Source organism: Nocardia yamanashiensis, assembly GCF_021183565.1.
GTDB lineage: Bacteria > Actinomycetota > Actinomycetes > Mycobacteriales > Mycobacteriaceae > Nocardia > Nocardia yamanashiensis.
The window spans coordinates 6,683,736-6,708,188 of record NZ_CP089226.1 but is presented as its reverse complement, the minus strand read 5'-3'; the positions used below and the strand labels follow the sequence as shown (position 1 = coordinate 6,708,188).

The window sequence follows — 24,453 nt, the reverse complement described above, 5'->3', positions numbered from 1 at the left end:
AACCTTCACAACCGGTCGGATAAACGCGTCGGCTGCGCTCGAATTCGCCTGCTGGACGGTACGGTGATGCGGTTCGATCGTGGAGGAGACGCGCATCCATGGGATTTCGGCCCCGCCGCCCGCAATATGCTGCCGAAACCTCGGCTGCCCTAGGCATTTCCGGTGTTCTGCTGCTCGGCGCTACCCTGCTGCCCGCGTCGCCCGCCACGGCGGCCCCCACACACCCCTGGGCGCCCGCGCCGGTGAACAGTTGCGGCGAAACGGGACTCGACCCGCTGGCCCGGCAATCCAATCCGGCGTCGCCGCAACCGCAATCGGCGCCGACCATCCCGATTCCGGTGCCGCAGGTGGTAACCGTTCAGATTCCGGGGCCGAAGCAGGACAACACCCGCATCGAATCGGCTGCCCTGCCGGAGAACCCGTGCGCCAATCCCTGCCCCGAAGTCCGCGATTCCGCCACCGTATCGCCGGTAATTCCCGGCGGCGGCAGCCTGACGCTGCCCGAACTGAAGCTCGAATCCGAGCCCATCCCGATCGTGGTGCCCGGCGGTGAAACACCCGAACCGCAGCCCGCCCCCATCGCGGATCCACAGCCCGCCGCGCCCGCACCGCTTGCCCCGGTCCCCGCGCCGTCCCAACTGGATTCGCTGCGCCTGGTCAACCAGATAACCGGCCCCGGCTCCACCAACCGTACCGATATGCGCTGGTCGGTGGACGGCACCGACCTCGGGCTCATGTGGGAATCCGCGCCCGGTCAGATCGCCGTCGTCTTCGGCGACACCTTCGGCAAGGGCTGGAAACCCGGCGGCGCCGGCACCGATCAACAGGACTGGCGCAGCAACGTCATCGCCTACAGCACCGATCGCGACCTCACCGACGGCCTCACCCTCGATGATTTCGCCCAGGACCGCCGCTGCCACGCCGCCGAAATCCTGAACAGCCGCAAAATCAAGAACTTCGAGCAGACCACCATCCCCACTTCCGGCTTCGCCGTTGGCGCCCGCCAGTACCTCACCTACATGTCCATCAACCACTGGAGCCGTATCCCCGGCATGTGGTGGACCAACCACGGCGGCATCGCCTACTCCGACGACGCCGGTCGCACCTGGACCAAATCCCAATGGGCACAATGGGACAACCTCTTCGGTCTCGGCCGCTTCCAGGTAGCCACCATGGTTCCCCAGGGCGACTACGTCTACATGTTCGGCACCCCCAACGGCCGCATCGGCGTAATCGGCCTGGCCCGGGTCCCTTCCACCCAGGTCCTCAACAAATCCGCCTACCAATACTGGATAGACGGCACCTGGGTCGCCGCCGACGCCACCAATGAATTCCACGCCACCCCACTGGTTTCCGGTACCGCCAGCGAACTCTCCATCCGCTACGACGCCGATTCCTCCCGGTGGCAAATGGTCTACCTCGACACCACCCGAGGCCAATTCCTCCTCCGCACCGCCACCGAACCCCAAGGCGCCTGGTCCGATCCCACCCCACTCCTGAACACCGACGACTACCCGACGGCCTACGGCGGCTTCCTCCACCCCTGGTCCACCAGCAAAGACCTGTACTTCACCATGTCCGCCTGGAACAGCTACAACGTCTACCTGATGCACGCAACGTTGAAGTGAAACTCTCCAACACCTTCACGGACAACCGATCTGTGATGCGGCGTGGGATCGACGGAGCCGTGAAGGTGCCAGGCGCGCCTCTTTCAGCAGTGCAACTTCACGAAGGGGCAGGTGATCGCGTCCAGCAGGGATTGCATGGCGGATGCGCTGCCAGACGCCGAGCCGGAGTCGGCGGTGGTTGCCACGGGGGCGGGGGATACGCCCGCGCCGGCGGGGGCGGCCGCGCCCACGGCGACAGCGGACATGAGGACGGCGCTGGTCAGCACGGTGCGGACGGTGTTGCGCAAAGTCACTGGGTGTACTCCTGATTGATCTCGGGCCGGAGGCCCTCGGCGAAACACTATGCATCAGTGGCGCGTTGTCGGCCAGAGGAAGGGAATGAGGGTCGGTGAACGACGGCACCCATCACCAAGCCCGTCGAAGACGTCAGTAGCCACGTCAGGCCGATATCAGGTCGGCATCAGCCGAACCCGTGAAAGTACTCCTCATCAACCGCAAAACACCGCGTCAAGGAGCACCGAAATGCTGAAGTTCGACACCCAGTCCCCGATCACCGCCACCGTCGAGGTCGCCTCCGCCGAGGTCACCGTCATTGCCTCCGACCGCACCGACGCAGTCGTCCACATCCATCCCGCCGACCCCGCCAAGAAGGCCGACGTCCGCGCCGCCGAACAAACCCAGGTCGATTTCACCGCCGGCGTCCTGACTGTGAAGACGCTGAAGACCTGGCGGACGAAAACCGCCTTCGGCGGCAACCCGTCCATCCAAGTCACCGTCGAGGTGCCGACCGGCTCCGCCCTGAAGGCCACCGCCGGCGTCGGCCGCCTGATCGGCTTGGGCGCCCTCGGCGAATCCGACCTGGAAGTCTCCGCCGGTGACATCTACGTCGAGCGTCCCGTCGGCTCCGTCACCGCCACGGTTGCCAAGGGCGACATCCGAATCGGCGAGGCCACCCGGGGCATCCTGCGCCTGGAAACCTCCGTCGGCGAACTCGAAGTCGGAATCCGTCCCGGCAGCGCCGCGCGAGTCGAAACCAACGTCGCCCAGGGCGCCGTCCACAACCACATCGCACCGGCCGACCGGTCGCCCAACGCCTCCGACACCGTGCAGGTCTATGCCCGAAACACCCTCGGCAACATCATCATCGGCCACTCCGTCGCCGCCTGAAGGGCCAACCATGCGTGTCGCGAGCGCGCGTCCAACTGAAAGCATCTGTGCGGCAATCGAGGTCGACTATGTTGCCTCCTTATGGCCGAGGAGCCGCCCAACCCGCATGACGCCTACTTTCGGCAGGTTATGTCTCGTCCAGCCGACGCAGCCGGTGAACTCCGCGCCGTACTGCCGGAGGCGGTGACCGCCCGCCTGGATTGGGAGACCCTTGCGCTGCAACGGGCAGTAGGCGTTGCCGGGCTCAGTGGACGTGGGCCGTGGTGAGTTCGGCGGCGACGGGGTCGGCGCCGAGGGGGATGAGCCAGTTGAGGGCGGCTTCGGGGGCGAATTCGGCCATGCGGGTGGACAACTCCTCCTTTTGGGCGTCGGTGAGGGAGTCGGCGTCGCCGAGGAGGCGGGCTACGGTTTCGCGGTACATGAGGAGGTATTGGCGCTGGGACTGGAGGAGGGCGACGGTGCCGGCGGGGCCGTGGCCGGGGTAGAGGGTGAGGCCGGTGAGGGTGGGGGTGAGGGTGTCGAGGGCTTCGAGCCAGGTGGTGGAGTGGCCGTCGGTCAGGTAGGAGTGCATGCCGTCGAAGAAGGCGAGGTCGCCGATGAAGGCGGCGCGGGTGGCGCCGGATTCGACGAGAATCCAGCTGTCGGCGTGGCTTTCGGCGGGGCCTACCTCGTGGATGGTGAAGGTGATGCCGTCGATTTCGATGGATTCGCCGTCGGCCAGGTGCACGTTGGGGACGCGGTAGCGGTCGGGCCATTCGGCGCCGTAGGTCGGGCCCCATTGGGCGCGTTTGGCTTCGGCGGATTCGGCGATCACCTTGGCCACCTCGGCCGTGGAGTAGACGGGGGCGTCCTCGGGGACCACGTAGGGGAGGCCGTTGAAGTGGTCGGGGTGGGGGTGGGTGACGAAAGCGGCCAGCAGGGGTTTGCCGAGGGCCTTGGCTCGGGCGGCCAGGGCGTGGGCGTCGGAGACCAGGAGGTTGGCGTCGATGAGGACCACGCCGTTGGGGGTTTCGATCAGGTAGCTGTTGACGAAGATGCCGGATTCGGCGGCGGTGTAGGTGTGGATGCGGAAGGCGTTGCTCATGTCCGGATTCCCTTTCGTGGTTACGGTAGGGATGACCGTATGAGCCTGCGCTCGGTGCCGATAGAAGGCACTTTGAAGTGCCCTTCCGTGGAGATTTCGATGAGCCTCGTCATTCCCGACATTCTCGAGGAGTCCTGTGCGACTCGGCAGGCGCTGGAGCGGTTCGCGGCCAAATGGCGGGTGCTGCTGGTGTATGCGCTGATGGACGGGCCGCATCGGCACGCGGCGCTGCGGCGGCGACTGCCGGGCATCACGCAGAAGATGCTGACCGAGACCCTACGCGGGATGGAGGCCGACGGGCTGGTGGAGCGGCAGGTGTACAAGCAGTCGGCGCCGCAGCACGTCGAATACCAGCTGACCGCGCTGGGGCGCACGCTGGAAGCGCCGCTGGCCGCCATCTGCGGCTGGGCCACGGAACACGGTGTGCTCGAGGTGAATACGGACGACGACGGGTTCGACGTGGCGGCCGCGGGCTGACACCGCCGCTACCTTGGATGGGGTGCGGCAGGTGTGGGATGCGTGGGGGACCGTGCTCGTGGTGTGGGCGCTGGCGGTCCCCGTGGTCGCGGCGACCGGGTGGTGGGTGGCGCGGTGGCGCATCCGGCGCGGACAAGAGGGCAGCGCGGCCATTCGATGGACAGTCGCCGAGACGGGAATACTGCTCGGCACACTGCCCTGGATCTGGATGATCCTCACCCCGGCGCACGGCGAACGCAAGGTCATCCTGTTCCCGCTGGTCGACCTGATCGACACCCTGCTCGAGGCGTCGACCAACACCGTGGTGCAGGTGGTGGCCAACACCATTCTGTTCATTCCGCTGGGATTCCTTCTCCCCCTGCGATTTCCGTGGTTCGGTACCGTCCCGCGCATGCTCGCGGTCGGCGCGCTGCTGTCCGCCGGGCTCGAAACCGCCCAATACGTCCTGGATCTCGGCCGCTGGTCCTCCATCGACGATGTGCTGATGAACGCGACCGGCGCGGGCATCGGCGCGTGGCTGACGCGCAGGTACTCAGGACAGCGATTTGTCCCCGAGCGCCTCGGCGAGCGCGCGCAGCAGGGGCACGATGGCCTCGCGATCGGATCCGGCGAAATCGGCAAGTAGCCGTTCGGCATTGGCGGCGTGCAAGGGCAGCAGCTTGTCCACCAGGTCCCGCCCGGCCTCGGTGAGCTGCACCCGCACGGCACGGCGATCCGACGGATCGGCGACGCGAACCACCAGCCCCTTGGCGGCCATCCGATCGATCCGATTGGTGACGGCCCCCGAGGTCACCATGAGCGCCTTGTTCAGCGCGCCCGCGGTCAGCCCATCGTCCCCGCCGTTGCGGCGCAGCGTGGAGAGCAGGTCGAACTCCCAGAACTCCATGCCGTGCCCCTTGAAGAACTCGGCGAACTCGCGGTCCATGATGCGGGCGATCCGGGTGACCCGCCCGGTCACCTCCACATAGGAACAGTCCACGTCAGGGTGGATGCGGCTCCAGGCGGCGCGGATCTGATCGACGGCGTCGGACACGGCGACTCCTCTCACGATTGAAAATCTCAACATCAATATACTTGACACTGAAGTACTTGGATGTTTTTATTTCAACGTTGAGATTATCAATGAGGAGCTAACGATGAACATCAGCCGCACCGGATACGCCGGAACCCTGGCACTGACCGGCCTCGCGCCCCTGGTCTGGGGATCCACCTACGCCGTCACCACCGAGTTCCTGCCCGCGGACCGGCCGCTGTTCACCGCCCTCATGCGGGCCCTGCCCGCCGGCCTGCTGCTGCTGGCCGTGACCCGCAAGCTGCCGCAGGGCGAGTGGATCTGGAAGGCCGGCGTGCTCGGCGTCCTGAACATCGGCGCCTTCTTCCCGCTGCTGTTCCTCGCGGCCTACCGGCTGCCGGGCGGCGTGGCGGGGGTGCTCGGGGCCGCGGCTCCGTTGATCGCGCTGGGGCTGGCCACGGTCGCGCTGAACGAGAAGATCACCGCGCGGAAGCTCGTGGCGGCCATCGTCGGCATGACGGGTGTGGCGCTGGTGGTGCTGCGGGCCAGTGCGGCCCTGGACACGGTCGGGGTGATCGCGGGACTGCTGGGCGCGGCTTCGATGGCCGCCGGCACCGTGATGACCAAGCGCTGGGGACGGCCGGAAGGTGTTGGCCCCCTGGCCATGACGGGCTGGCAGCTCACCGCAGGCGGTATCGTGCTGCTGCCGCTGGCGCTGGCCGTCGAGGGCATGCCGCCGGCGCTGTCGCTCACCAATATCGGCGGCTACCTGTACCTGGGCCTGATCGGAACCGCTGCCGCGTACGCCATCTGGTTCCGCGGGCTGGCCAAGGCCGATGCCACTTCGGTCGCCTTCCTCGGACTGCTGAGCCCGCTGTCGGCCACCGTGATCGGCTGGGCCGCACTGGGACAGTCGCTGACCCCGCTGCAGATGCTCGGCATGGTGATCGCGCTGGGCGGCACGCTGCTCGGGCAGATGGCCGCCGCGCCCAAGCCGGCCGCGGTCGTCACCGTGACGAATGATGCTGCCGCACAGGACCGCTCGAACGCCAAGACCGCCGCCTGACCTGGCGATACCGCACAATACGGAAACACGAAGGAGCACGAGAAGCCATGCGTATCACGATCTTCGGGGCATCGGGTGGAGTCGGCAGCCGGACCGTTCGGGAAGCGATCGAGCGGGGGCACGAGGTGGTAGCGGTGGCGCGGCAGCGCGCCGGGCTGGTCGATCTGCCCGCGAGCGCGGAACGGCGCACCGGGGACGTGTCCGATCCGGCGCAGGTCGCGGAATTGAGCGCGGGCAGTGACCTGGTCATCAGCGCCACCCGGCCGGTCGCCGGGCAGGAGAGCGAGCTGGTGCGGGCGGCGGAAGCGCTGCTGGAAGGATTGGCGGACAGCGAGATCCGGCTGTTGGTGGTCGGCGGGGCGGGGAGCCTCACCGTGCCGGGGACCGGTAAGACGGTGATCGAGCAGCCGGATTTCCCAGCCGATTGGGTGCCGATCGCGGAGGCTTGCAACCGGCAGCTGGCGGTGTTCCAGGGCGCGGCGCGGCAGCCCGATGGGGGCAGCGTGGATTGGGCCTACGTGAGCCCGGCCGCCATGCTGGAGCCCGGGGTGCGCACCGGTTCCTACCGGCTCGGGGCCGACGAGCTGATCGTGGATGACGAAGGCAATTCGGCGATTTCGATGGAAGACATGGCCGTCGCCCTGCTGGACGAGGCGGAGCGGCCCAAGCATCACCGGACCCGGTTCACCGTCGGGTACTAGGGAGATTCCGGGAACGACGAAGGGCGGGACGAGATACGCCCGGAGGATGGAAAGACGAAGGGCGCGACCGAGATTCCCGGTCGCGCCCTTGCTGCGTCGTTCAGCCGCGGATCAGAAGACCCGGAAGCCCGCGCCCACCTTGCCGTGCGCGTCGATATCCGCGAGCACCATGGTGATGCTGGTGGCCAGCTCCGGCTCGTGGATGATGTCGCCCGCGCCCTTGCACAGCGGCAGTTCGATATTGATCGGCCCGGCGGTGAAGTTGGTGGCCGCCACGACCATGCCGACCAGGCGATCGCCGATCAGCACCGGCCCGCCCGAGTCACCGTGATTGGCGCACACCTGCGAGCGGAAGTACTCCGGATTCGACTCCCACACCAGACCGCAGGTGTAGCCGGTGGTGCGGCCGTTCTTGCAGACCGTGTCGCCGACCTTCGGGTTCGAGCCGATGCCGTTGATCACCGACTGCGCGACCTTGCGGACCGGAGCCACCCGATCAGCATTGAGTTCGATGACAGCCCAGTCGTTGTCTTCGCTCTTCTCGGAGATCACGCCGATCACACCGGACTTGGTGGACTTCTCCGCGAGCAGGCGCGCCCCGACCTCACCGCAATGCCCCGCGGTGATGGCGACGAGCCGGTTCTCCCGGTCGTAGCCGATGGCGGTGAGCGTGCACTCGGAGACCTGGTCCTTGGTGGTGAGGTCCTCGACGTAAACGCCCGAGCCGCCGCCCAAAGCAGCCGGACCGGCCGCCTGCGCACCACCGGTGGGCACCAGCATCGGCGCAGTCATGGCCGCTACCAGCGCGACCGCCCGATACAGAATTCGGGCACGGCCCGCTGTGAACATGTGTTGCCTTTTCCCCAAAGGTTGAACAGAAGGTGAATTCGCGCGGACGAACGAAAACTACTGTAGCCCAACGCGCCGGGCGATCTTGTCACGGCAACCATACAGAATCAAGAGCGGACCGGTCGGTGACCGATGTGCCGACCGATTTGCCCGGCGCATACTGAACAGGCTTGACCTTGACGCTACGTCAACTTGCATCCTGAATTCGTCGAGGCGAACGAGCGAAGAAAGGACCGTCAGTGGCGACCGAATGGTCCATCCAGGAACTGGCGAAAGCCGCCGGAACCACCAGCCGCACCCTGCGGCACTACGGTGAACTCGGCTTGCTGCCGCCCACCCGGATCGGCCACAACGGCTACCGCTACTACGGCCAGGATTCGCTCGTCCGCTTGCAGCGCATCCTGCTGCTCCGCGAACTCGGCTTGGGCCTCCCGGCCATCGCCGAAATCCTCGCGGGCCAAACGGATACCGCCGCCGCCCTGCACACGCACCTGGAACTGCTCCAGCAGGAGCAGGCCCGCCTCGCGCGTCAGATCGCCTCGGTACGCACCACATTGCGCAAAACGAAAGCAGGTGAGCCACTCATGGCCAATGAAGTATTCGACGGATTCGACCACACCCAATACAAGGACGAAGTAATCGAGAAGTGGGGTAGGGACGCCTACGAGCGCGGCGACCGCTGGTGGCGCTCCATGACGGAATCGGACAAACAGTCCCACGTCCAAACCCACCTCGACATCGCCGCCGACTACGGCCGAGCCCACGCCGCTGGCCTCCCGGTGGACAGCGACGAAGTCCTGGAAATCGTCCAGCGCCACTACGACTGGGTCACGCTGGGCTGGCAAGGCAAGCGCCCCAAGCCCGAAGAATTCACCGGCCTAGGCGAAATGTACGTAGCCGACCCCCGCTTCGCCGCCAACTACGACAAACACGAAGCGGGCACCGCGGTATACGTCCGAGACGCCATGAGGGCCTTCGCCGCCACCCGTCTCTGACCCGAGTTCTTACACCCGGGACCGGCTAGGCCGGGACCACTCAATCACCCAGACCGATGAGTTCGATTTCCATGTCGAAGGGTTCGGTTGTGTTCAGCAGCTTGCGATGGACGTCGAGTCCTAGGTTCTACCCCCGGATACTGCCTGCACGATGCTGCTTGTCCGCATTATCGTGCAGGCGCTCGGCGTTTCGCTATGCGGCGCACATGGATTGCATGACGCCGCGGAGGATCGGCATGCCGTAGGTGGTGGGGGCGAAGGCGAGGGTTTGGGCTATGCCCAAGGGGGTGGTGATGGTGGAGGCTACGCCGGTGAAGCCGGCGATGGTGGTGCCTAGGGTGAGGAGGAGGCTGGTGGTGTCGAGGGTGAGGGTGATGAGGTCGAAGGCGTTCTCTACCTTGACTTCACCGAGGGGGACGGTGTTGAGGGCTTTGCCTTCGTAGATGTCGAAGCCGAGGTTGGCCAGGAAGGTCAGCGGGCCGTAGTCCATGGCGTTGACGAGGGGGCCGAGTTCTTCGATGCGGCGGAGGGTGACGATCTCGGCTACTCGGTTGTCGCGCAGGAAGGCTTGGAGGGCTTCGGCGTTGGCGTGGACGGTGGGGGCGTCGATGCCGAGTTCGGGGTGGGTGGTGAGGAAGGTGCGGGTGCGTTCGACCAGGTCGGAGGTTTTGAGTTCGGCCAGGGGAGTGCAGGAGCCGTCGGCCTTGACCAGCTGATTCGCGAGGTCGAGGAGGGGCTGGGGGACCGCTACGTGTTCGTCGGGGAGGTCCAGTTGGAGCTTTTCGTAGGCGTTGGGGGCCTTGCAGGTGCGGGCCACCTGGGCTTGGACGGCGCGGGCCAGGGACTTCACGCCGTTGAAGAGGGCGCCGACGATGGGCTTGAGGACGAAGCCGACGGTGGGGACCAGGCTGGCGCCGAGCTGGGCGGGGATCTTCACGATGCGGGTGGCCAGGATGAAGACCTCGATGACCTCGTTGACGGTCAGCTGCGAGACCGAGACGGTCTTGTCGATATTGCCGGTGCGGACCGCGTCGAGGGTATTGACCAAGTAGGTGACGATCGGGTCGTCCAGGAACTGGAGCCGGCCGCCGGAATCGGCCGGATCGGCGGGCAGGCCGCGGCGGTGCACGCCCACCTGCGCCATGCTCAGCCGGAAATCGTTCACCTGCCGGTCGTAGGCGGACTGCTGACCCGCCGGCACCACCGAGCGAATCGCGGTGGCGGCCGTGGTGATGATGTCATCGAAGGTTGCTGCACCATCGCCACAGAGGCCGACGGTGTCGGCGACCTCGACGGTGGCGAGAGATTCCTCGGCGGCGCGGGCGGGCGCGGCGGCGGGAATCAGGGCGGCCGAGCCGAGGATGGCCGACAGGGTGAACGCGCCGACTAGCGGGGCGAGACGGTGAAACCGCATGTAGATAGGTCTTCCGGGTCGAGCGTCGGCTGCGGGCGGGCAACTGCAACACGGCGTAAGAAACTGGTCGGACGATCAGTTCGCAGCTATGTAATACAGCTCTCATGACGTGTCCGTCAGCACTTTGGTGAACTCTGAGCAAAATTTCTGGAGCCCGTCCCGGTGAGCGAGATGACGAACTCCCGGTCCCGCCGTATCCTCCGAAATCCGCAGCACCCGGAGCCCACGCGCGCCGAACGGAGATGCCGGTAGTCTGGGCAGCCGTGACCGTCGCATCCCCCTTCGATCTCATTGTTGTCGGCTCCGGTTTCTTCGGACTGACCGTCGCGGAACGCACTGCCAGCCAGCTCGGTAAGCGCGTGCTGGTGATTGATCGCCGCTACCACCTCGGCGGCAACGCGTATTCGGAGGCGGAACCCGAAACGGGTATCGAAGTCCACAAATACGGGGCGCACCTGTTCCACACCTCGAACAAGCGGGTGTGGGATTACGTGAACCAGTTCACCGAATTCACCGGCTACCAGCATCGCGTCTTCGCCATGCACAAGGGCCAGGCGTACCAGTTCCCCATGGGCCTGGGCCTCATCTCGCAATTCTTCGGCCGGTATTTCACCCCGGACGAGGCCAAAGCACTCATTGCCGACCAGTCCGCCGAGGTCGACTCCAAGGACGTCACCAACCTCGAGGAGAAGGCCGTCTCGCTGATCGGCCGCCCGCTCTACGAGGCGTTCGTCCGCGATTACACCGCCAAGCAGTGGCAGACCGATCCGAAGGAACTGCCGTCGAGCATCATTTCCCGGCTCCCGGTCCGCTACAACTTCGACAATCGCTACTTCAACGACAGCTACGAAGGCCTGCCCAAGAACGGCTACACCGCGTGGCTGACCAAGATGGCCGAGCACGAGAACATCGAAGTCCGGCTGAATACCGATTGGTTCGAGGTGCGCGAGGAGATTCGCGCCCAGAACCCGGACGCGCCGATCGTCTACACCGGCCCGCTGGACCGCTACTTCGACTACGCCGAAGGCGAACTCGGCTGGCGCACCATCGATTTCGAGACCGAGGTCTTGAACACCGGTGACTTCCAGGGCACTTCGGTGATGAACTACAACGACGCGGATGTGCCCTACACCCGCATCATCGAATCGCGGCACTTCCACCCGGAACGCGATTACCCCAAGGACAAGACGGTCATCCAGCGCGAATTCTCGCGTTTCGCGCAGACCGGCGACGAGCCGTACTACCCGATCAACACCCCCGAGGACCGGGCCAAGGTGCTCGCCTACCGCGAGCGCGCCAAGGCCGAAACCGCCTCCGCCAAGGTGCTTTTCGGCGGCCGCCTGGGCACCTACCAGTACCTGGACATGCATATGGCGATCGGCGCGGCGCTGAGCATGTTCGACAATGTGCTGCGCCCGCACCTGGAAACCGGAGCAGCGCTGGTGGACACCGCCGAATGACCGCCCAACTCGAGCTGGAAGCCATGAGCACCGACAGCCGCGCCAAGTCCCTGCTCCAGCGGATCATCCTGCCCCGGCCGGGCGAACCGCTGGACGTGCGGAAGCTGTACCTGGAGGAATCCGAGACCAATGCCCGGCGCGCGCACGCCATCACGCGCACCGCGCTGGCCATCGGCGCCGAATCCGAAGTGTCGTTCTGTACTTACTTCAACGCGGTCCCGGCCAGCTACTGGCGGCGCTGGAGCGTGCTGAAGTCGGTCGTGCTGCGGCTGGAACTGTCCGGGCACGGGCGGGTGGATGTCTACCGGTCCAAGGCTGATGGATCGCGAATCCACGTGCAGGGCAACGAATTCACCACCCCGGGCGATGGCGCGGCGGCCGCGGCGTTCATCGAATTCGAGGTGGATCTGGGCCCGTTCGAGGATGGTGGCTGGATCTGGTTCGACATCACCACCGACTCGCACGTCGAAATGCGCAGCGGCGGTTGGTACGCGCCGATCGAGGCCCCGGGTGAGGGCAGCATCGCCGTCGGCATGCCGACCTTCAACCGCCCGACCGACGCGGTGAAAACCCTTGCGGCGCTGGGCTCTGACCCGCTGGTGCTGGAGAAGATCAAGGCCGTCATCATCCCCGACCAGGGCACCAAGAAGGTCGTGGACGAACCGGGCTTCGCCGAAGCCGTTGTGCCGCTGGGTGACCGGCTCGCCATCCACAACCAGCCCAACCTGGGCGGCTCCGGTGGCTACAGCCGCGTCATGTACGAGGCGCTCAAGACCACCGACGCCGAGTTCATCGTCTACATGGACGACGACATCGAGATCGAGCCGGACTGCATCCTGCGCGCGCTGGCCTTCTCGCGTTTCGCCAAGTCGCCCATCCTGACCGGCGGCCAGATGCTCAACCTGCAGGAACGTTCGCACCTGCACGTCATGGGTGAGGTGGTGGACCGCTCCATCTTCATGTGGACCGCGGCCCCGAACGTCGAATACGACCACGATTTCGCCAAGAACCCGCTGCGCGACCGCGACAACTCCAAGCTGCTGCACCGGCGCATCGACGTCGATTTCAACGGCTGGTGGACCTGCGTCATCCCGCGTCAGGTGGCCGAGGAGATCGGTCAGCCGCTGCCGCTGTTCCTCAAGTGGGACGATGCCGAATACGGCCTGCGCGCCCGCGCCGCCGGCTATCCGACTGTCACCCTCCCCGGCGCGGCCGTCTGGCACATGGCGTGGAGCGACAAGGACGACGCCATCGACTGGCAGGCGTACTTCCACCTGCGCAACCGCCTGGTCGTCGCCTCGCTGCACCTGCCCAACGACGGCCGCCCCATGGTCGTCAACACCGTCAAGGCCACGCTGAAACACCTGCTGTGCCTGGAATATTCGACGGTGGCCATCCAGAACGAGGCCATCCGCGACTACCTGGCCGGCCCGGACCAGCTGTTCGGCCTGCTCCCCACCGCGCTCGGCAAGATCCACGCCATGCGCAAGGAGTACCCGGACGCCGTGGTCGTCCCGTCCTCCACCGAACTGCCCATGGCCTCCCGGGCCGCGGTCGGCGCGGTCGGTGAACCGGGCAATCCGCTCGCCAAGGTGGTGCGCCTGGGCAAGGGCGTGCTGCACAACTTCCGCAAGGCCGATCCCGCGCACCACGAGACCCCGCAGCTGAACGTCCCCACCCTGGACGCCCGCTGGTTCCTGCTGTCGCAGGTGGACGGCGTCACCGTCACCACCGCCGACGGCCGGGGCGTGGTCTACCGCAAGCGCGATCCGCGCAAGGCCGCCGAGCTGTTCAAGGAAGCCATGCGCCTGCGCCGGGAGCTGGCCGAGCGTTTCCCCGAAGTGCGCGAGCAGTATCGTCGCGCGCACGCGCATCTCACGAGCAAGTCGGCGTGGGAGAACGTCTTCGGAATCGACTCGACCGAATCCACTTCAGGAGAAGAGCGCAAATGACCGCTGCAGAGTCCGCGACGAACGCGGACCGCGGGCTGCACGTCGTCCCGGAGACTCCGGAGACAGTGCCGCCCGCGACCGGCGAGGTCAAGATCCTCAATCTGGTGCAGGGCACCATCGGGCAGCAGCCCGGGGCGATCAAGGTCGCGCGCGGGATGTCGCATTTCGGTGAGCATTCGCTCGGCTGGATCGGCATCGCCGCGGTCGGCGCGCTCGTCGACAAGCCGCGCCGCCGCGAGTGGGCCGGGGTCGCCGTCGGCGCGTTCGGCGCGCACGCCGCGTCCGTGGTGATCAAGCGGATCGTCCGCCGCAAGCGCCCGCATCACCCGTCGGTGCAGGTCAACGTGTCGACGCCGTCGAAGCTCAGCTTCCCGTCCTCGCACGCCACCTCCACCACGGCGGCGGCTGTGTTGCTCGGCAGGCTCACCGGGCTACCCTTGCCTGCGGTGCTCGTCCCGCCGATGCTGCTCTCCCGGCTCGTCCTCGGAGTGCACTACCCCTCCGACGTGCTCGCCGGCTCGGCGCTGGGTGCCGCATCAGCCGCCGCTGTGCTTGCCGCCGAAAAGAGACTCGCGAATTGACCGCCCAGGAAAGAGCCCTTGTTGACATGAGCGAAGAGCCGACCAGCACCGACCTAGACGAGGCGGTCATCAAGGGACCGCCGAAGACGCTCGCCGGTGGTCTCGTCAAGGCCATGCGGCCGCGGCAGTGGGTCAAGAACGTGCTGGTGCTGGCCGCGCCCATGGTGGCCGGCAAGAACCTCGCCACCGGCGATTTCATCATCGCGAACTGGACCGTCATCGGGCACGTGGCCATCGCGTTCCTGGTGTTCTGCCTGGCCGCGTCCGGTATCTACCTGGTCAACGACGCCCTCGACGTGGAGGCCGACCGGGCGCATCCGACCAAGCGCTTCCGGCCCATCGCGGCCGGCGTGGTGCCGGTGAACCTGGCCTACGGGCTGTCGTTCGTCCTGCTCGCGGGCTCGATCCTGTTGTCCTTCACCGCGAGCTGGCATCTGGCCGTGGTGATGGCCGTGTACATCGCCATCCAGCTGGCCTACTGCTTCGGCCTCAAGCATCAGGCCGTGCTCGATATCGCCATCGTGTCCTCGGGCTTCCTGCTGCGCGCGGTCGCCGGTGGCGCGGCCGCCGACATCAAGCTGTCCAAGTGGTTCCTGCTGATCATGGCGTTCGGCTCGCTGTTCATGGCGGCCGGAAAGCGCTACGCCGAGTTGAAGATCGCGCTCGACACCGGCGCCAAGATCCGTAAGTCGCTGGAGTACTACACGCCGACCTACCTGCGGTTCGTGTGGACCCTGTCGGCCACCGCCGTGGTGGTGTTCTACGGTCTGTGGGCGTTCGAACCGGATCACGCCAACAACACCTGGTTCGCGGTGTCGATGATCCCGTTCACCATCGCCATCCTCCGGTACGCCGTCGATGTCGATGGCGGCGAAGCCGGTGAACCGGAAGAGATCGCCCTGGGGGACCGGATCCTCCAGTTCCTCGCAATCGCCTGGATCGGAGCGGTAGGTGTCGCTGTCTATCTCACCTGACGTGGTAGAGGGAGAAGAGCGAGTAGAGGGCGCGCCGACGGCACAGTTGCCGGTCGGTCGCGCCCGTCGCCGTGCGAACGACGCACGGCTGTCTCGACTATCCCGCGCTACCTTCGTCGGTGGGATCGCGCTGACAGCGGTCCTTTTCGCGGCCGGTGGCTGGCAGCGCCGCTGGATCGCCGACGACGGTCTCATCGTGCTGCGCACGGTGCGAAACCTGCTGGCGGGCAACGGTCCCGTCTTCAATGCGGGGGAGCGCGTCGAGGCGAACACCAGCACCGCCTGGACCTACATCGTCTGGTTCTTCAGCTGGCTCACCCAGATCCGGCTCGAGTACGTGGTGCTCGGCATCGCGCTCACGCTGTCGGTGCTGGCGGTCGTGTTCGCCATGGTGGGTTCCGCGCGGCTGTGGGGCGGTTCGTCCTCGCAGTTCCTGCTGCCCGCGGGCGTGCTCGTCTACATCGCGCTGCCGCCTTCGCGTGACTACGCCAGCTCCGGGCTGGAATCGAGCCTGGTCATCTTCTGGCTGGCGGTGTTGTGGTGGGCGCTGGTGCGCTGGTCGCAGGCCGAGAAGGTGCGCCTGCCAGGCTTTTTCGCGCTGGTCTTCTGGGCCGGCCTGTCGCCGCTGATCCGGCCGGAGATGACCCTCGTGGGCGCGCTGGCGCTGATGATGATCTTCCTGGCGCCGGTGCCCGAGACCCGGTTGCGGCCCTGGGTGTTCCGCGCGCTGATCGTGGCGGTCGCGGGCATCCTGCCGGTGGCCTACCAGATCTGGCGGATGGGCTACTACGGCCTGCCCTACCCGAACACCGCGGTCGCCAAGGACGCGGGCGGGGCCAAATGGTCGCAGGGCCTGGTCTATTTCTGGAACCTGGTCGGCCCGTACTGGCTGCTGGTGCCGCTGGCGCTGCTCACGGTGACCGCGGGCGCGCTGGCTTGGACCCGGCGCTCGACACCGCGCGGCGGCCGGCACGCGCTGGGCACGGCCGGGACCGCGGACGGCGGAAAGCCGGACCTGCGCACCCGGATTCACCGTTTCAGCCTCTGGCTGCGCACGCCCACCGCCGTGGTGGCGCTGATGGTCGGCAGCGGTCTGCTGCTCACCGTCTACGAGATCCGCGTCGGCGGCGACTTCATGCACGGCCGCATGCTGTTGCCGCAGCTGTTCTGCCTGATCCTCCCGGTCGCGGTGATTCCGCTGCGGCTGCCCGAGAACCGCAAGCCGGACTGGGTTTTCGCGGTGGTGCTGGCGGCCTTCCTGGGCACCGCCGGATGGGCGCTTTTCGCGGCCAACACCACGGCCATCAAGACCGGGACCAAGATCAGCTCGACGGGCATCGTGGACGAGCGCGTGTACTACGTGCTGAACACCGGTCACGATCACCCGATTCGCGCCGAGGACTACCTGGACTATCCGCGCATGCGGGCCATGGTCAAGAACATCGCCGAAACCCCGGACGGCGGACTGCTGCTCAATTCGCCGTCGTTCATGTTCTGGTACGTCGCGCCGCCGCCGCAGCCCATTCCCGATGGCGGTGCGGGACATACGGTGTTCTTCCTGAACCTGGGCATGACCTCGATGAACGTGCCGCTGGACGTGCGCGTCATCGACCAGATGGGCCTGGCGTATCCGCTTGCGGCGCATACCGAACGGCTCACCGACGGCCGCATCGGGCACGACAAGAACCTGTACCCGGACTGGGTGGTCGTGGACGCGGGCATGGTGGACAAGCATCCGTGGATGCCCTGGTACCTGGACGACCGGTGGACGGCGCAGGCGCGAGTCGCCCTGTCCTGCCCCGCGACCCAGGATCTGCTGGCCTCCACCCGGGCGCCACTGACCTTCGATCGCTGGCGGCACAATGTCCAGCAATCCCTGGACTTCGCCAAGTACCGCATCGACCGGGTGCCGAAATACGAGATCGAGCGTTGCCAATTGGTGGATCCCACCCTGCCGGGCAACTAGATCGGGTAGAACATTGGCAACCCCGCACCCTCGGGTGCGGGGTTGCCTTGTTCGTAAGGACGTTTGACAGGTTTGTCACGGTTTGTCCCGCAGCTTTCCTGCTCCTGTCTCGATTCGGTAACGCCAAGGCATATCTTCCGCGATACCATTCGCGGACACACCTCTTGACGGCTCGAGTGATCTTGTGCCGCAAAGGTTGTCGCAACAGACGAAAGGCCGATGAAGGATGCGGGGCGCAGCTGTGAATGGTGGGGGACAGTCGATCGGCGCACGCGCGATCACGAGGCGCGGACTGCTCAAAGGATCGCTCGCGGGCACGGCGCTGCTGGCCGGAGCGCTGGCCTTCCCGGCCACCGCGCGCGCGGCGCTGAATACCGACGGCTTCGACTTCTATGTCGATTCCGCGACCATGGGACCGATCAAGACCCGCGTCTTCCGTGCGGCGGACGGCAATACGAACCGCGTGGTCTACGCGCTCGACGGTATGCGCGCCCGCGACGACCTGAACGGCTGGGAGATCGAGACCGAGGTCTCGCGCGAACTCGTCAAACAGAACATCAATGTGGTCATGCCGGTCGGCGGCCAGGCCAGCTTCTACGCCGACTGGGCGGCGGCCAGCACCTTCCTGGGCAGCTCCGCCGGAACCGATGCGGGCCGGACCAATTCGGGTTCCTCGCAGATCCTGGCCGGCGGCCCCGGCAAGTCCTACGCCTACAAGTGGGAGACCTTCCTCAGCAAGGAACTTCCCGCCGGTCTGCGGGATCGCCTGGGCTTCAGCACGACTCGCAACGGCGTCTTCGGCCTGTCCATGAGCGGCTCGTCCGCGCTCATGCTGGCCGCCTTCTACCCGGGCCAGTTCAGCTATGCCGGTTCGTTTTCCGGCGCGCTGAACCTCTCCGACTCGATCATGCGCAATGCGGTCCGCGTCGCCCTGCTCGACGCGGGCGGGTTCAATGTCGAGTCGATGGCCAAGACCACCTCCCAGTGGCAGCACCTGGACGCCTACACCTTCGCACCCAAGTTGAAGGCCAATGGAACTCGCATGTGGATCTCCGCGGGCAGCGGCCTGCCGACCTCCAGCGACGCGCTCAATATGTCCACCCTGCAGGGCATGGGCATCGAGGCCGTATCCCTGATGGGCACCAAGGCGTTCCAGTCCCGCTACGCCAGTCTGGGCGGTTCGAACGTCACCTACGACTATCCGGCGCTCGGTGTGCACAACTGGAAGAACTGGGAAGCGCAGCTCTACAAGATGCTCCCCGACCTCTCCGCGCACATCGGCTGATGCCCCGGCGCTATGGATTCGACGAGATTCGACAAGCGGGATTTGTCCCTCGGTTTGTATCCAGCCGCAGGTCTGCGCCACTTTTCCGAACCGGAGTGGCGCGGGTCACTATTGTCTCGATCTGATAACGCCCCGTTAGCCATCACACGATAGGCTCCCCGAGACCTCCGGCCCGTGGTCACGAGCACACGACCGGAACAGCGTGAGAGAACGACAGGAAAGGCCGGACAGAACATGCGAGGCGAGAGACGTCTGAGATCCCGCAGCGGTTGGCTCAAGAGATCGGTGCTGGGTGTCGCTTTGGCGACAATGCTGCCGTTCGGGGTGTCGGTGGCAGGAGCCGGAGCCGCACACGCGGCCTTCAACCCATCAGGATTCGACTTCTACGTGGACTCCGCGTCCATGGGCCCGGTCAAATCGCGAATCTTCCGCGCGGCCGATGGCAATACCTCTCGCGTCGTCTATGCCCTCGACGGCATGCGCGCCGGCCAGAACCTCAACGGCTGGGAAATCGACACCAATGTCGCGCAGCTGCTGACCAGCTGGAACATCAATGTCGTCATGCCCATCGGCGGCATGTCCTCGTTCTACGCGGACTGGAACGCGCCCTCGGCGCTGCTGAACCTGCCCGCCGGCTCCTCCTCGGGTTCGGCCTCGGGGTCGGGCACCGGCTCCTCGTCCGGTTCGGGCGCGCTGCAGATGTTCGACGGCGGCCCGGGCAAGTCCTACCGCTACACCTGGGAAACCTTCATCACCCAGGACCTGCGCAACGCGCTGCGCGACCGCCTCGGCTTCAACCCGAACCGCAACGGCGTGTTCGGCCTGTCCATGGGTGGTTCCGGCGCGCTGACCCTGGCCGCCTACCACCCGGATCAGTTCAGCTACGCGGGTTCGTTCTCCGGCTACCTGAACATCTCCGCGCCCGGTATGCGTGAGGCCATGCGCATCGCCATGATCGATGCCGGCGGCTACAACGTCGACTCGATGGCGCCGCCGTGGGGCCAGCAGTGGCTGCGCATGGATCCGTTCGTGTTCGCGCCGATCCTCAAGAACAACAACACCCGCCTGTGGATCTCCGCGGCCAGCGGCGTGCCCGGCGCGGGCGACGTCACCGGCGTCATGTCGGTGATCCAGGGTGTGCCCCTGGAGGCCCTCGCCCTGGCCAACACCCGTGCCTTCCAGGTCCGGATGGCGACGCTGGGCGCGAACAACGTGACCTACGACTTCCCGGGGACCGGTGTGCACAACTGGCAGAACTGGGAGGCGGAGGTCAACCGGATGGTTCCCGATCTGTCGGCGAACATCGGCTAGACCCAACCCGCCGGAGCTCCGCTCCGAAACCTCTGTAGAAGAGGCCCCGCGCTTCGAGCGCGGGGCCTCTTTTCCATCTCCAACCCGACTCGCGGGTGGCGACACGCTGAACACGCCGAGATGGGCGTCCGATACTCGTTCTGTACCGAAGATCAGTTCTGCAGGGTCGGTGTCCAAGCTCCAGACGAGAGGGCTAGGTCGATGCGGTGTAGTGGGGTCAAACGCGCGGTATTGGGCATAGCGGCAGCGGCGCTGCTATTGCCGACCGGGATCACGGCGTATCAAGCGCCACCCGCCGCTGCGGCCTTCGACCCGTCCGGATTCGACTTCTGGGTCGACTCCCCGGTGATGGGGCCGATCAAGACCCGCGTCTTCCGCGCGGCCGACGGCAATACCAATCGCGTCGTCTACGCCCTGGACGGCCAGCGCGCCACCGAGATCCTCAACGGCTGGGAGAACGACACCAATGTCGCCCAGGTGCTGACCTCCTGGAACATCAATGTGGTGATGCCGGTCGGCGGCGAGTCGAGTTTCTACGCCGACTGGAATTCGCCGAGTTCGTTCTTCGGCATTCCGGCGGGCGCCGGTTCCTCGGCGGCCAATACCGGGTCGGGCGCGACCGAGGCGCTGGGCGGCGGGCCGGGCAAGAGCTACCGGTACGACTGGGAGACCTTCCTGACCGACCAATTGCGCTGGGCGCTGCGGGATCGGCTGGGCTTCAACCCGTATCGCAACGGCGTGTTCGGGCTCTCGATGGGCGGCAGTGCGGCGCTGACGCTTTCGGCCTACCACCCGGATCAGTTCAGTTTCGCCGGTTCCTTCTCCGGCTACCTGAACATCTCCGCGCCGGGTATGCGCGAGGCCATTCGCACGGCCATGATCGACGCCGGCGGTTACAACGTGGATTCCATGGCCCCGCCGTGGGGTCCGCAGTGGCTGCGGATGGATCCGTTCGTGTTCGCGCCGACGCTGATCGCCAACAACACCCGCCTGTGGATCGCGGCGGGCAGCGGCCTGCCCATGCAGCAGGATCTCGACATCCCGTTCGGCGCGGCCGCCGATCGACTGATCCGCGGCGCGCCGCTGGAAGCCTTGGCGCTGGCCAATACCCGGGCCTTCCAGGTCCGCATGAGCACGCTGGGCGCGCAGAACGTGGTGTACTCGTTCCCGCCCTACGGCCTGCACGCCTGGACGAACTGGCAGGACGAGGCCTACCGGATGATTCCGGACCTGTCCGCGAATATCGGCTGACCGGCTCCGGCCCCGGCAACGGGGCCGGTGTACGGCTCGCGCGTCAGCGCTGGTTGTTCATGACGGCGGAACCGTTGGAAATGATGCCCACGCCGGTGCCGAAGAGGTTGAAGAGGACGCCGATGATTTCCACCATGATGGTTTTCCTGTCGTTCGATAATCAGTTGTCGAGGGCGGTGGCGAGGTCCCGGAACACCGGGTGCCGATAGAGCAGCATCAATTGCATGGGCAGCCCGGCATCGGACAGTTCGGTGCTCAGGTGGATCGCCGCCAGCGAATTGCCCCCCGAGAGGAAGAAGTTGTCCTCGGCCTTCGGTTCCGCCCCGAGCACAGTCTGCCATGCCGAAGCCAGAATCGATTGTGCCGTTGATGTTTTCATGATTTCGGTGATCGATTCGGCCGGGCGGGCCGGTGCGAGCGGATCGGGCAGTCGCGCGGTGTCGGCTTTGCCATTGGTGGTGAGCGGAATGGCGGGCAGCGGCGTGTAGGTCGCCGGGCGCATGTAGGCGGGCAGCGTGCGCTCCACCATGCCGCGCAGTTCGGCGAGGTCGAGATCGCCGACGACGTAGGCGTCCAGGCGCGGAGTCGCGAAGCGGCCGTTGGCATTACACACCACGATGGCGTCCCGCACGCCCGGCTGCCGCCGAATGCTGTTGCGGATCTCGTCCAGTTCGATGCGATAGCCGTTGATCTTGATCTGGTGGTCGATGCGACCCAGATGCTCCAGCGTCCCGTCCGGGCGCACCCGGCCCAGATCCCCGCTCCGATACCAGCGCTGCCCGTCCGGGCCCGCCACGAACCGGGTGGCGGTCAGCGCCGGATTGCCGGAGTAGTAGAGCGCCAAACCCGCTCCGGCGACGAAGATCTCGCCCGGGAAGCCGGGCGCGACCGGCCGCAGATCCGGACCGAAGACCGCGGTCCGCCAACCGGGGATGTCCCGGCCCACCGAACTCGGGGCCCGCAACGCGACCTGCTTGGAGACCGGCTGAACCGTGACGTGCACGGTGGTCTCGGTGATGCCGTACATGTTCACCAACCGGCAGCGCCGCTCCGGATAGCGGTCCAGCCACGCCGACGCACTCCCGCCCTGCAAGGCTTCACCGCCCAGGATCACCAGCCGCAGCGCCTCCAGCAGTGGCGCCTTGGCATCCTGATGCACCAGATGCGCGAAGGCCGACGGCGTTTGATTCAGCACCGTGACGCCGGAATCGCGCAGCAGCGCATGGAATTTCGCGGGATCACGAGCCGTGTCCTTGTCCACGACCACCGCCGCGCCGCCGGTGGCCAGCGCGCCCCAGATCTCCCACACCGAGAAATCGAAGGCCGGGGAATGGAAAACGCTCCAGCGATCAGCGGGTGTAAGTCCGTACTCCACGGTCAGCGCGTCGATCAGAGCGAGCGCACTGCGATGCGCGATAACCGTCCCCTTGGGCCGTCCGGTAGTTCCCGACGTATAAATGGCATAAGCGGGCGCCTCACCCGAAAGCCCCTGCGGCAGTTCAGGTGCGGCAGGCGTCCGGCTCACCAGCTCCGCGATCGACACCGCCGCGGTACCGTCCGGCAGCGCTTCCAGCAGCCCCGGCTCGACCACGGCGACCCGAGCTTTCGAATCCTCGATGATGTAATGCACCCGCTCGACCGGAAATTCGGTATCCACCGGCACATACGCCGCGCCGCACTTCCAGATCCCCACCATCACCGCGAACAACCGCGCCGACTTCACCGCCGCCGCCACCACGAAATCCCCCGGCCGCACACCGAGTTCCAGCAGCCCGTCGGCGATGGTGTCGGACAGTTCGTCCAGCTCCCGGAACGACATGACATCGCCCCCGTGTACCACCGCAACGCTGTCGGGACACGCCGCAGCGTGCGCCACCACTCGCCGCTCCACTCGCCCGGCCACCGCCGACGCACCGAATTCCAGAGGGACAGTGCTGGTATCGGTCGACGCGAGTCGCCGGAGCGGAGGGGTGTCCACTCCGTCAACGGGGGCCACCGCCTCGGGTCGGGCAGTCGCGCGCGCATCGGCCGGTTGATCCATGCCGTCGGCGGCGCCGGCGTATCCGCCTCCAGCGGGCGGCGGCACGGCCGGATCGGAAGGGGCCGCGAATTCGAGATCGCGCACGGCCAGATCTGGCCCGGCTTGCCGCAGCTGGGCGTAGACATGGGCAAAGGCCCGCGTCAGCAACCGCAGCCGTTCCGCCGATTCCCCGGCCGGACCGCGCACCCACAGCCGCACGGCCCCCCAGTCCGAGCTGTGCTGGACTACATACGGATCCAAGCTGTGCTGGATGGCGTCCGTATTCTCGCGAGACCGGACGGTATCCGCGCTCGTGTCGATTCGTGGGGACGTCGCCGTGCCCGCGCCGAGCCGGGCGGTCGCCGGGTCTGTGCGCACGGTGGGCTCGACAGTCACCCTGCCCGAGTCGCGCCGGATGTCGTCCGCGTTCCTGGCTGGGCCGGGGGCGTCGTCCGGCGTCGCGGCGGGCCGGATGACGATTTCGAAGTCGTGTGCCGGGTCCGCGCCGGGGAGGTACAGCGCCGGTGCGCCGGTGTAGTCGGTGATGCGTACCGACCGCAGCGTTCGGCTGGACTCGTGTTCGTCCGCCGGTGCTTCGGCGGCCGCCAGTCGCGACACCACGTCCTTGATCGATCCGCGGCCGTCGATTTCGCAGGCCGCGTAGCCGGTTCCGCCATTAGCGCCGACTGGTCGGTTCGCTGAGGTGAGTAGCGCTTCCGCCGTCCGCAGGTCCACGCCGAGTGTCGACGTGTCCAGGAAGCGGGCCAGCGTCGCGACGATCGCGGCGGCCAGCTCGTCACCTCGGTGATCGGCGCCCCATGCGATATCGACCTGCGCGCCAGAGTTTTCCGTGAGTTCGGTGCGGGGGATTTCCGAGAGAGCGGGGAGCGGCCGCGCCCCGAGGCGATCGAATTCGGCCAGTGCCGGTCGCGGGTCCGCCGTCGCGAGCAGTAGGACGTCCGCCGTGCCGTCGGGGTAGCGGGTACAGGTCAGCCGGGCGTGCTGATCGTTGCCGAGGGCATGCCGCAATTGCTGCCGCGAGAGTCTGGCGGCGGGTGTGGAGTCGGCGGTGAAAGGCACACTCCGGCACCAAAGTCCGATTTCCGCGGGTTGCAGGCCGAGGCCGGTGGCGGCCAGGCCGGTCAGTTCTTCGTCGGTGGGCGTGGTGTGCAAGCGCACCGCGATGCCGACGGCGGTGGCGTCGCGCCCGGCGGCCGGGCGGGCGGGGTGCGTTTTCGTCATGGCCGGCCTTCTCTGCGC

22 protein-coding genes are annotated in these 24,453 nt (G+C 66.7%); 16 read left to right on the top strand and 6 right to left on the bottom strand.

Annotated elements, in window-relative coordinates; all coding sequences use genetic code 11:
- The first annotated feature begins 98 nt into the window (after positions 1–98).
- Positions 99–1,628, top strand: a complete 1,530-nt coding sequence (locus LTV02_RS30925; RefSeq protein WP_233035276.1) for a DUF4185 domain-containing protein — start codon at positions 99–101, stop codon at positions 1,626–1,628.
- Between the two features lie 83 nt (positions 1,629–1,711).
- Here the strand turns inward: LTV02_RS30925 and LTV02_RS30920 are convergent, their stop codons facing one another.
- The gene (locus LTV02_RS30920; RefSeq protein WP_233035275.1) at positions 1,712–1,921 is read right to left on the bottom strand and encodes a hypothetical protein; all 210 of its coding nucleotides are present in this window, start codon (positions 1,919–1,921) and stop codon (positions 1,712–1,714) included.
- 229 nt (positions 1,922–2,150) lie between these two features.
- Between LTV02_RS30920 and LTV02_RS30915 the strand changes: the two genes are divergently transcribed.
- Both LTV02_RS30915 and LTV02_RS39720 read left to right on the top strand, forming a co-directional pair.
- Positions 2,151–2,795 (top strand): DUF4097 family beta strand repeat-containing protein, encoded by a 645-nt coding sequence (locus LTV02_RS30915; RefSeq protein WP_233035274.1) that lies wholly within the window; start codon positions 2,151–2,153, stop codon positions 2,793–2,795.
- A gap of 81 nt (positions 2,796–2,876) precedes the next feature.
- Positions 2,877–3,062 (top strand): Rpn family recombination-promoting nuclease/putative transposase, encoded by a 186-nt coding sequence (locus tag LTV02_RS39720; RefSeq protein WP_408639281.1) that lies wholly within the window; start codon positions 2,877–2,879, stop codon positions 3,060–3,062.
- On the opposite strand, the gene LTV02_RS30910 is transcribed toward LTV02_RS39720, so the two are convergent.
- Positions 3,040–3,879, bottom strand: a complete 840-nt coding sequence (locus LTV02_RS30910; protein ID WP_233035273.1) for an MBL fold metallo-hydrolase — start codon at positions 3,877–3,879, stop codon at positions 3,040–3,042. The genes LTV02_RS39720 and LTV02_RS30910 overlap by 23 nt on opposite strands.
- Before the next feature lie 99 nt (positions 3,880–3,978).
- Between LTV02_RS30910 and LTV02_RS30905 the strand changes: the two genes are divergently transcribed.
- Entirely contained in the window at positions 3,979–4,356 is a 378-nt protein-coding gene (locus tag LTV02_RS30905) for a winged helix-turn-helix transcriptional regulator (protein ID WP_233035272.1), read from the top strand.
- Positions 4,357–4,378: 22 nt separating this feature from the next.
- Positions 4,379–4,981, top strand: coding sequence for a VanZ family protein (locus LTV02_RS30900; protein ID WP_233035271.1), 603 nt, complete (start codon positions 4,379–4,381; stop codon positions 4,979–4,981).
- On the opposite strand, the gene LTV02_RS30895 is transcribed toward LTV02_RS30900, so the two are convergent.
- Positions 4,889–5,389 (bottom strand): MarR family winged helix-turn-helix transcriptional regulator, encoded by a 501-nt coding sequence (locus LTV02_RS30895; RefSeq protein WP_233035270.1) that lies wholly within the window; start codon positions 5,387–5,389, stop codon positions 4,889–4,891. The genes LTV02_RS30900 and LTV02_RS30895 overlap by 93 nt on opposite strands.
- A gap of 103 nt (positions 5,390–5,492) precedes the next feature.
- Between LTV02_RS30895 and LTV02_RS30890 the strand changes: the two genes are divergently transcribed.
- On the top strand, positions 5,493–6,434 hold the full coding sequence (locus LTV02_RS30890) for an EamA family transporter (protein ID WP_067718128.1): 942 nt from the start codon (positions 5,493–5,495) through the stop codon (positions 6,432–6,434).
- Between the two features lie 47 nt (positions 6,435–6,481).
- On the top strand, positions 6,482–7,135 hold the full coding sequence (locus LTV02_RS30885; RefSeq protein WP_233035269.1) for an NAD(P)-dependent oxidoreductase: 654 nt from the start codon (positions 6,482–6,484) through the stop codon (positions 7,133–7,135).
- A 111-nt stretch (positions 7,136–7,246) separates the two neighbouring features.
- Here the strand turns inward: LTV02_RS30885 and LTV02_RS30880 are convergent, their stop codons facing one another.
- Positions 7,247–7,927, bottom strand: a complete 681-nt coding sequence (locus LTV02_RS30880; protein WP_233035268.1) for a S1 family peptidase — start codon at positions 7,925–7,927, stop codon at positions 7,247–7,249.
- Between the two features lie 296 nt (positions 7,928–8,223).
- Between LTV02_RS30880 and LTV02_RS30875 the strand changes: the two genes are divergently transcribed.
- The gene (locus LTV02_RS30875; RefSeq protein WP_233035267.1) at positions 8,224–8,979 is read left to right on the top strand and encodes a MerR family transcriptional regulator; all 756 of its coding nucleotides are present in this window, start codon (positions 8,224–8,226) and stop codon (positions 8,977–8,979) included.
- Positions 8,980–9,172: 193 nt separating this feature from the next.
- Here LTV02_RS30875 and LTV02_RS30870 read toward each other — a convergent pair whose 3' ends face one another.
- Positions 9,173–10,393: a hypothetical protein gene (locus tag LTV02_RS30870; protein WP_233041923.1), complete on the bottom strand. Its 1,221-nt coding sequence runs from the start codon at positions 10,391–10,393 to the stop codon at positions 9,173–9,175.
- Between the two features lie 263 nt (positions 10,394–10,656).
- Between LTV02_RS30870 and glf the strand changes: the two genes are divergently transcribed.
- From glf to LTV02_RS30830, 8 genes are all read left to right on the top strand, one after another.
- Complete coding sequence (gene glf / locus LTV02_RS30865; RefSeq protein ID WP_233035266.1) at positions 10,657–11,853, top strand: UDP-galactopyranose mutase; 1,197 nt, start codon at positions 10,657–10,659, stop codon at positions 11,851–11,853.
- On the top strand, positions 11,850–13,805 hold the full coding sequence (locus tag LTV02_RS30860) for a glycosyltransferase (RefSeq protein ID WP_233035265.1): 1,956 nt from the start codon (positions 11,850–11,852) through the stop codon (positions 13,803–13,805). Before glf ends, LTV02_RS30860 begins: the two co-directional genes overlap by 4 nt.
- Positions 13,802–14,386: a phosphatase PAP2 family protein gene (locus tag LTV02_RS30855; RefSeq protein ID WP_408639280.1), complete on the top strand. Its 585-nt coding sequence runs from the start codon at positions 13,802–13,804 to the stop codon at positions 14,384–14,386. The genes LTV02_RS30860 and LTV02_RS30855 overlap by 4 nt, the downstream gene beginning before the upstream one ends.
- Before the next feature lie 26 nt (positions 14,387–14,412).
- Complete coding sequence (locus LTV02_RS30850) at positions 14,413–15,360, top strand: decaprenyl-phosphate phosphoribosyltransferase (protein ID WP_233035264.1); 948 nt, start codon at positions 14,413–14,415, stop codon at positions 15,358–15,360.
- Position 15,361: 1 nt separating this feature from the next.
- Positions 15,362–17,326, top strand: a complete 1,965-nt coding sequence (gene zomB, locus LTV02_RS30845; RefSeq protein ID WP_408639279.1) for a flagellar motor control protein ZomB — start codon at positions 15,362–15,364, stop codon at positions 17,324–17,326.
- A gap of 241 nt (positions 17,327–17,567) precedes the next feature.
- Positions 17,568–18,611 carry an alpha/beta hydrolase gene (locus tag LTV02_RS30840; RefSeq protein WP_269821572.1) on the top strand — a complete coding sequence of 348 codons (1,044 nt, stop codon included), beginning with the start codon at positions 17,568–17,570 and terminating at the stop codon, positions 18,609–18,611.
- A gap of 234 nt (positions 18,612–18,845) precedes the next feature.
- Positions 18,846–19,922: an alpha/beta hydrolase gene (locus LTV02_RS30835; RefSeq protein ID WP_067718156.1), complete on the top strand. Its 1,077-nt coding sequence runs from the start codon at positions 18,846–18,848 to the stop codon at positions 19,920–19,922.
- Between the two features lie 201 nt (positions 19,923–20,123).
- The gene (locus tag LTV02_RS30830) at positions 20,124–21,173 is read left to right on the top strand and encodes an alpha/beta hydrolase (protein WP_233035263.1); all 1,050 of its coding nucleotides are present in this window, start codon (positions 20,124–20,126) and stop codon (positions 21,171–21,173) included.
- Positions 21,174–21,333: 160 nt separating this feature from the next.
- Here the strand turns inward: LTV02_RS30830 and LTV02_RS30825 are convergent, their stop codons facing one another.
- Positions 21,334–24,435 (bottom strand): non-ribosomal peptide synthetase, encoded by a 3,102-nt coding sequence (locus LTV02_RS30825; protein ID WP_233035262.1) that lies wholly within the window; start codon positions 24,433–24,435, stop codon positions 21,334–21,336.
- Positions 24,436–24,453 lie beyond the last annotated feature (18 nt).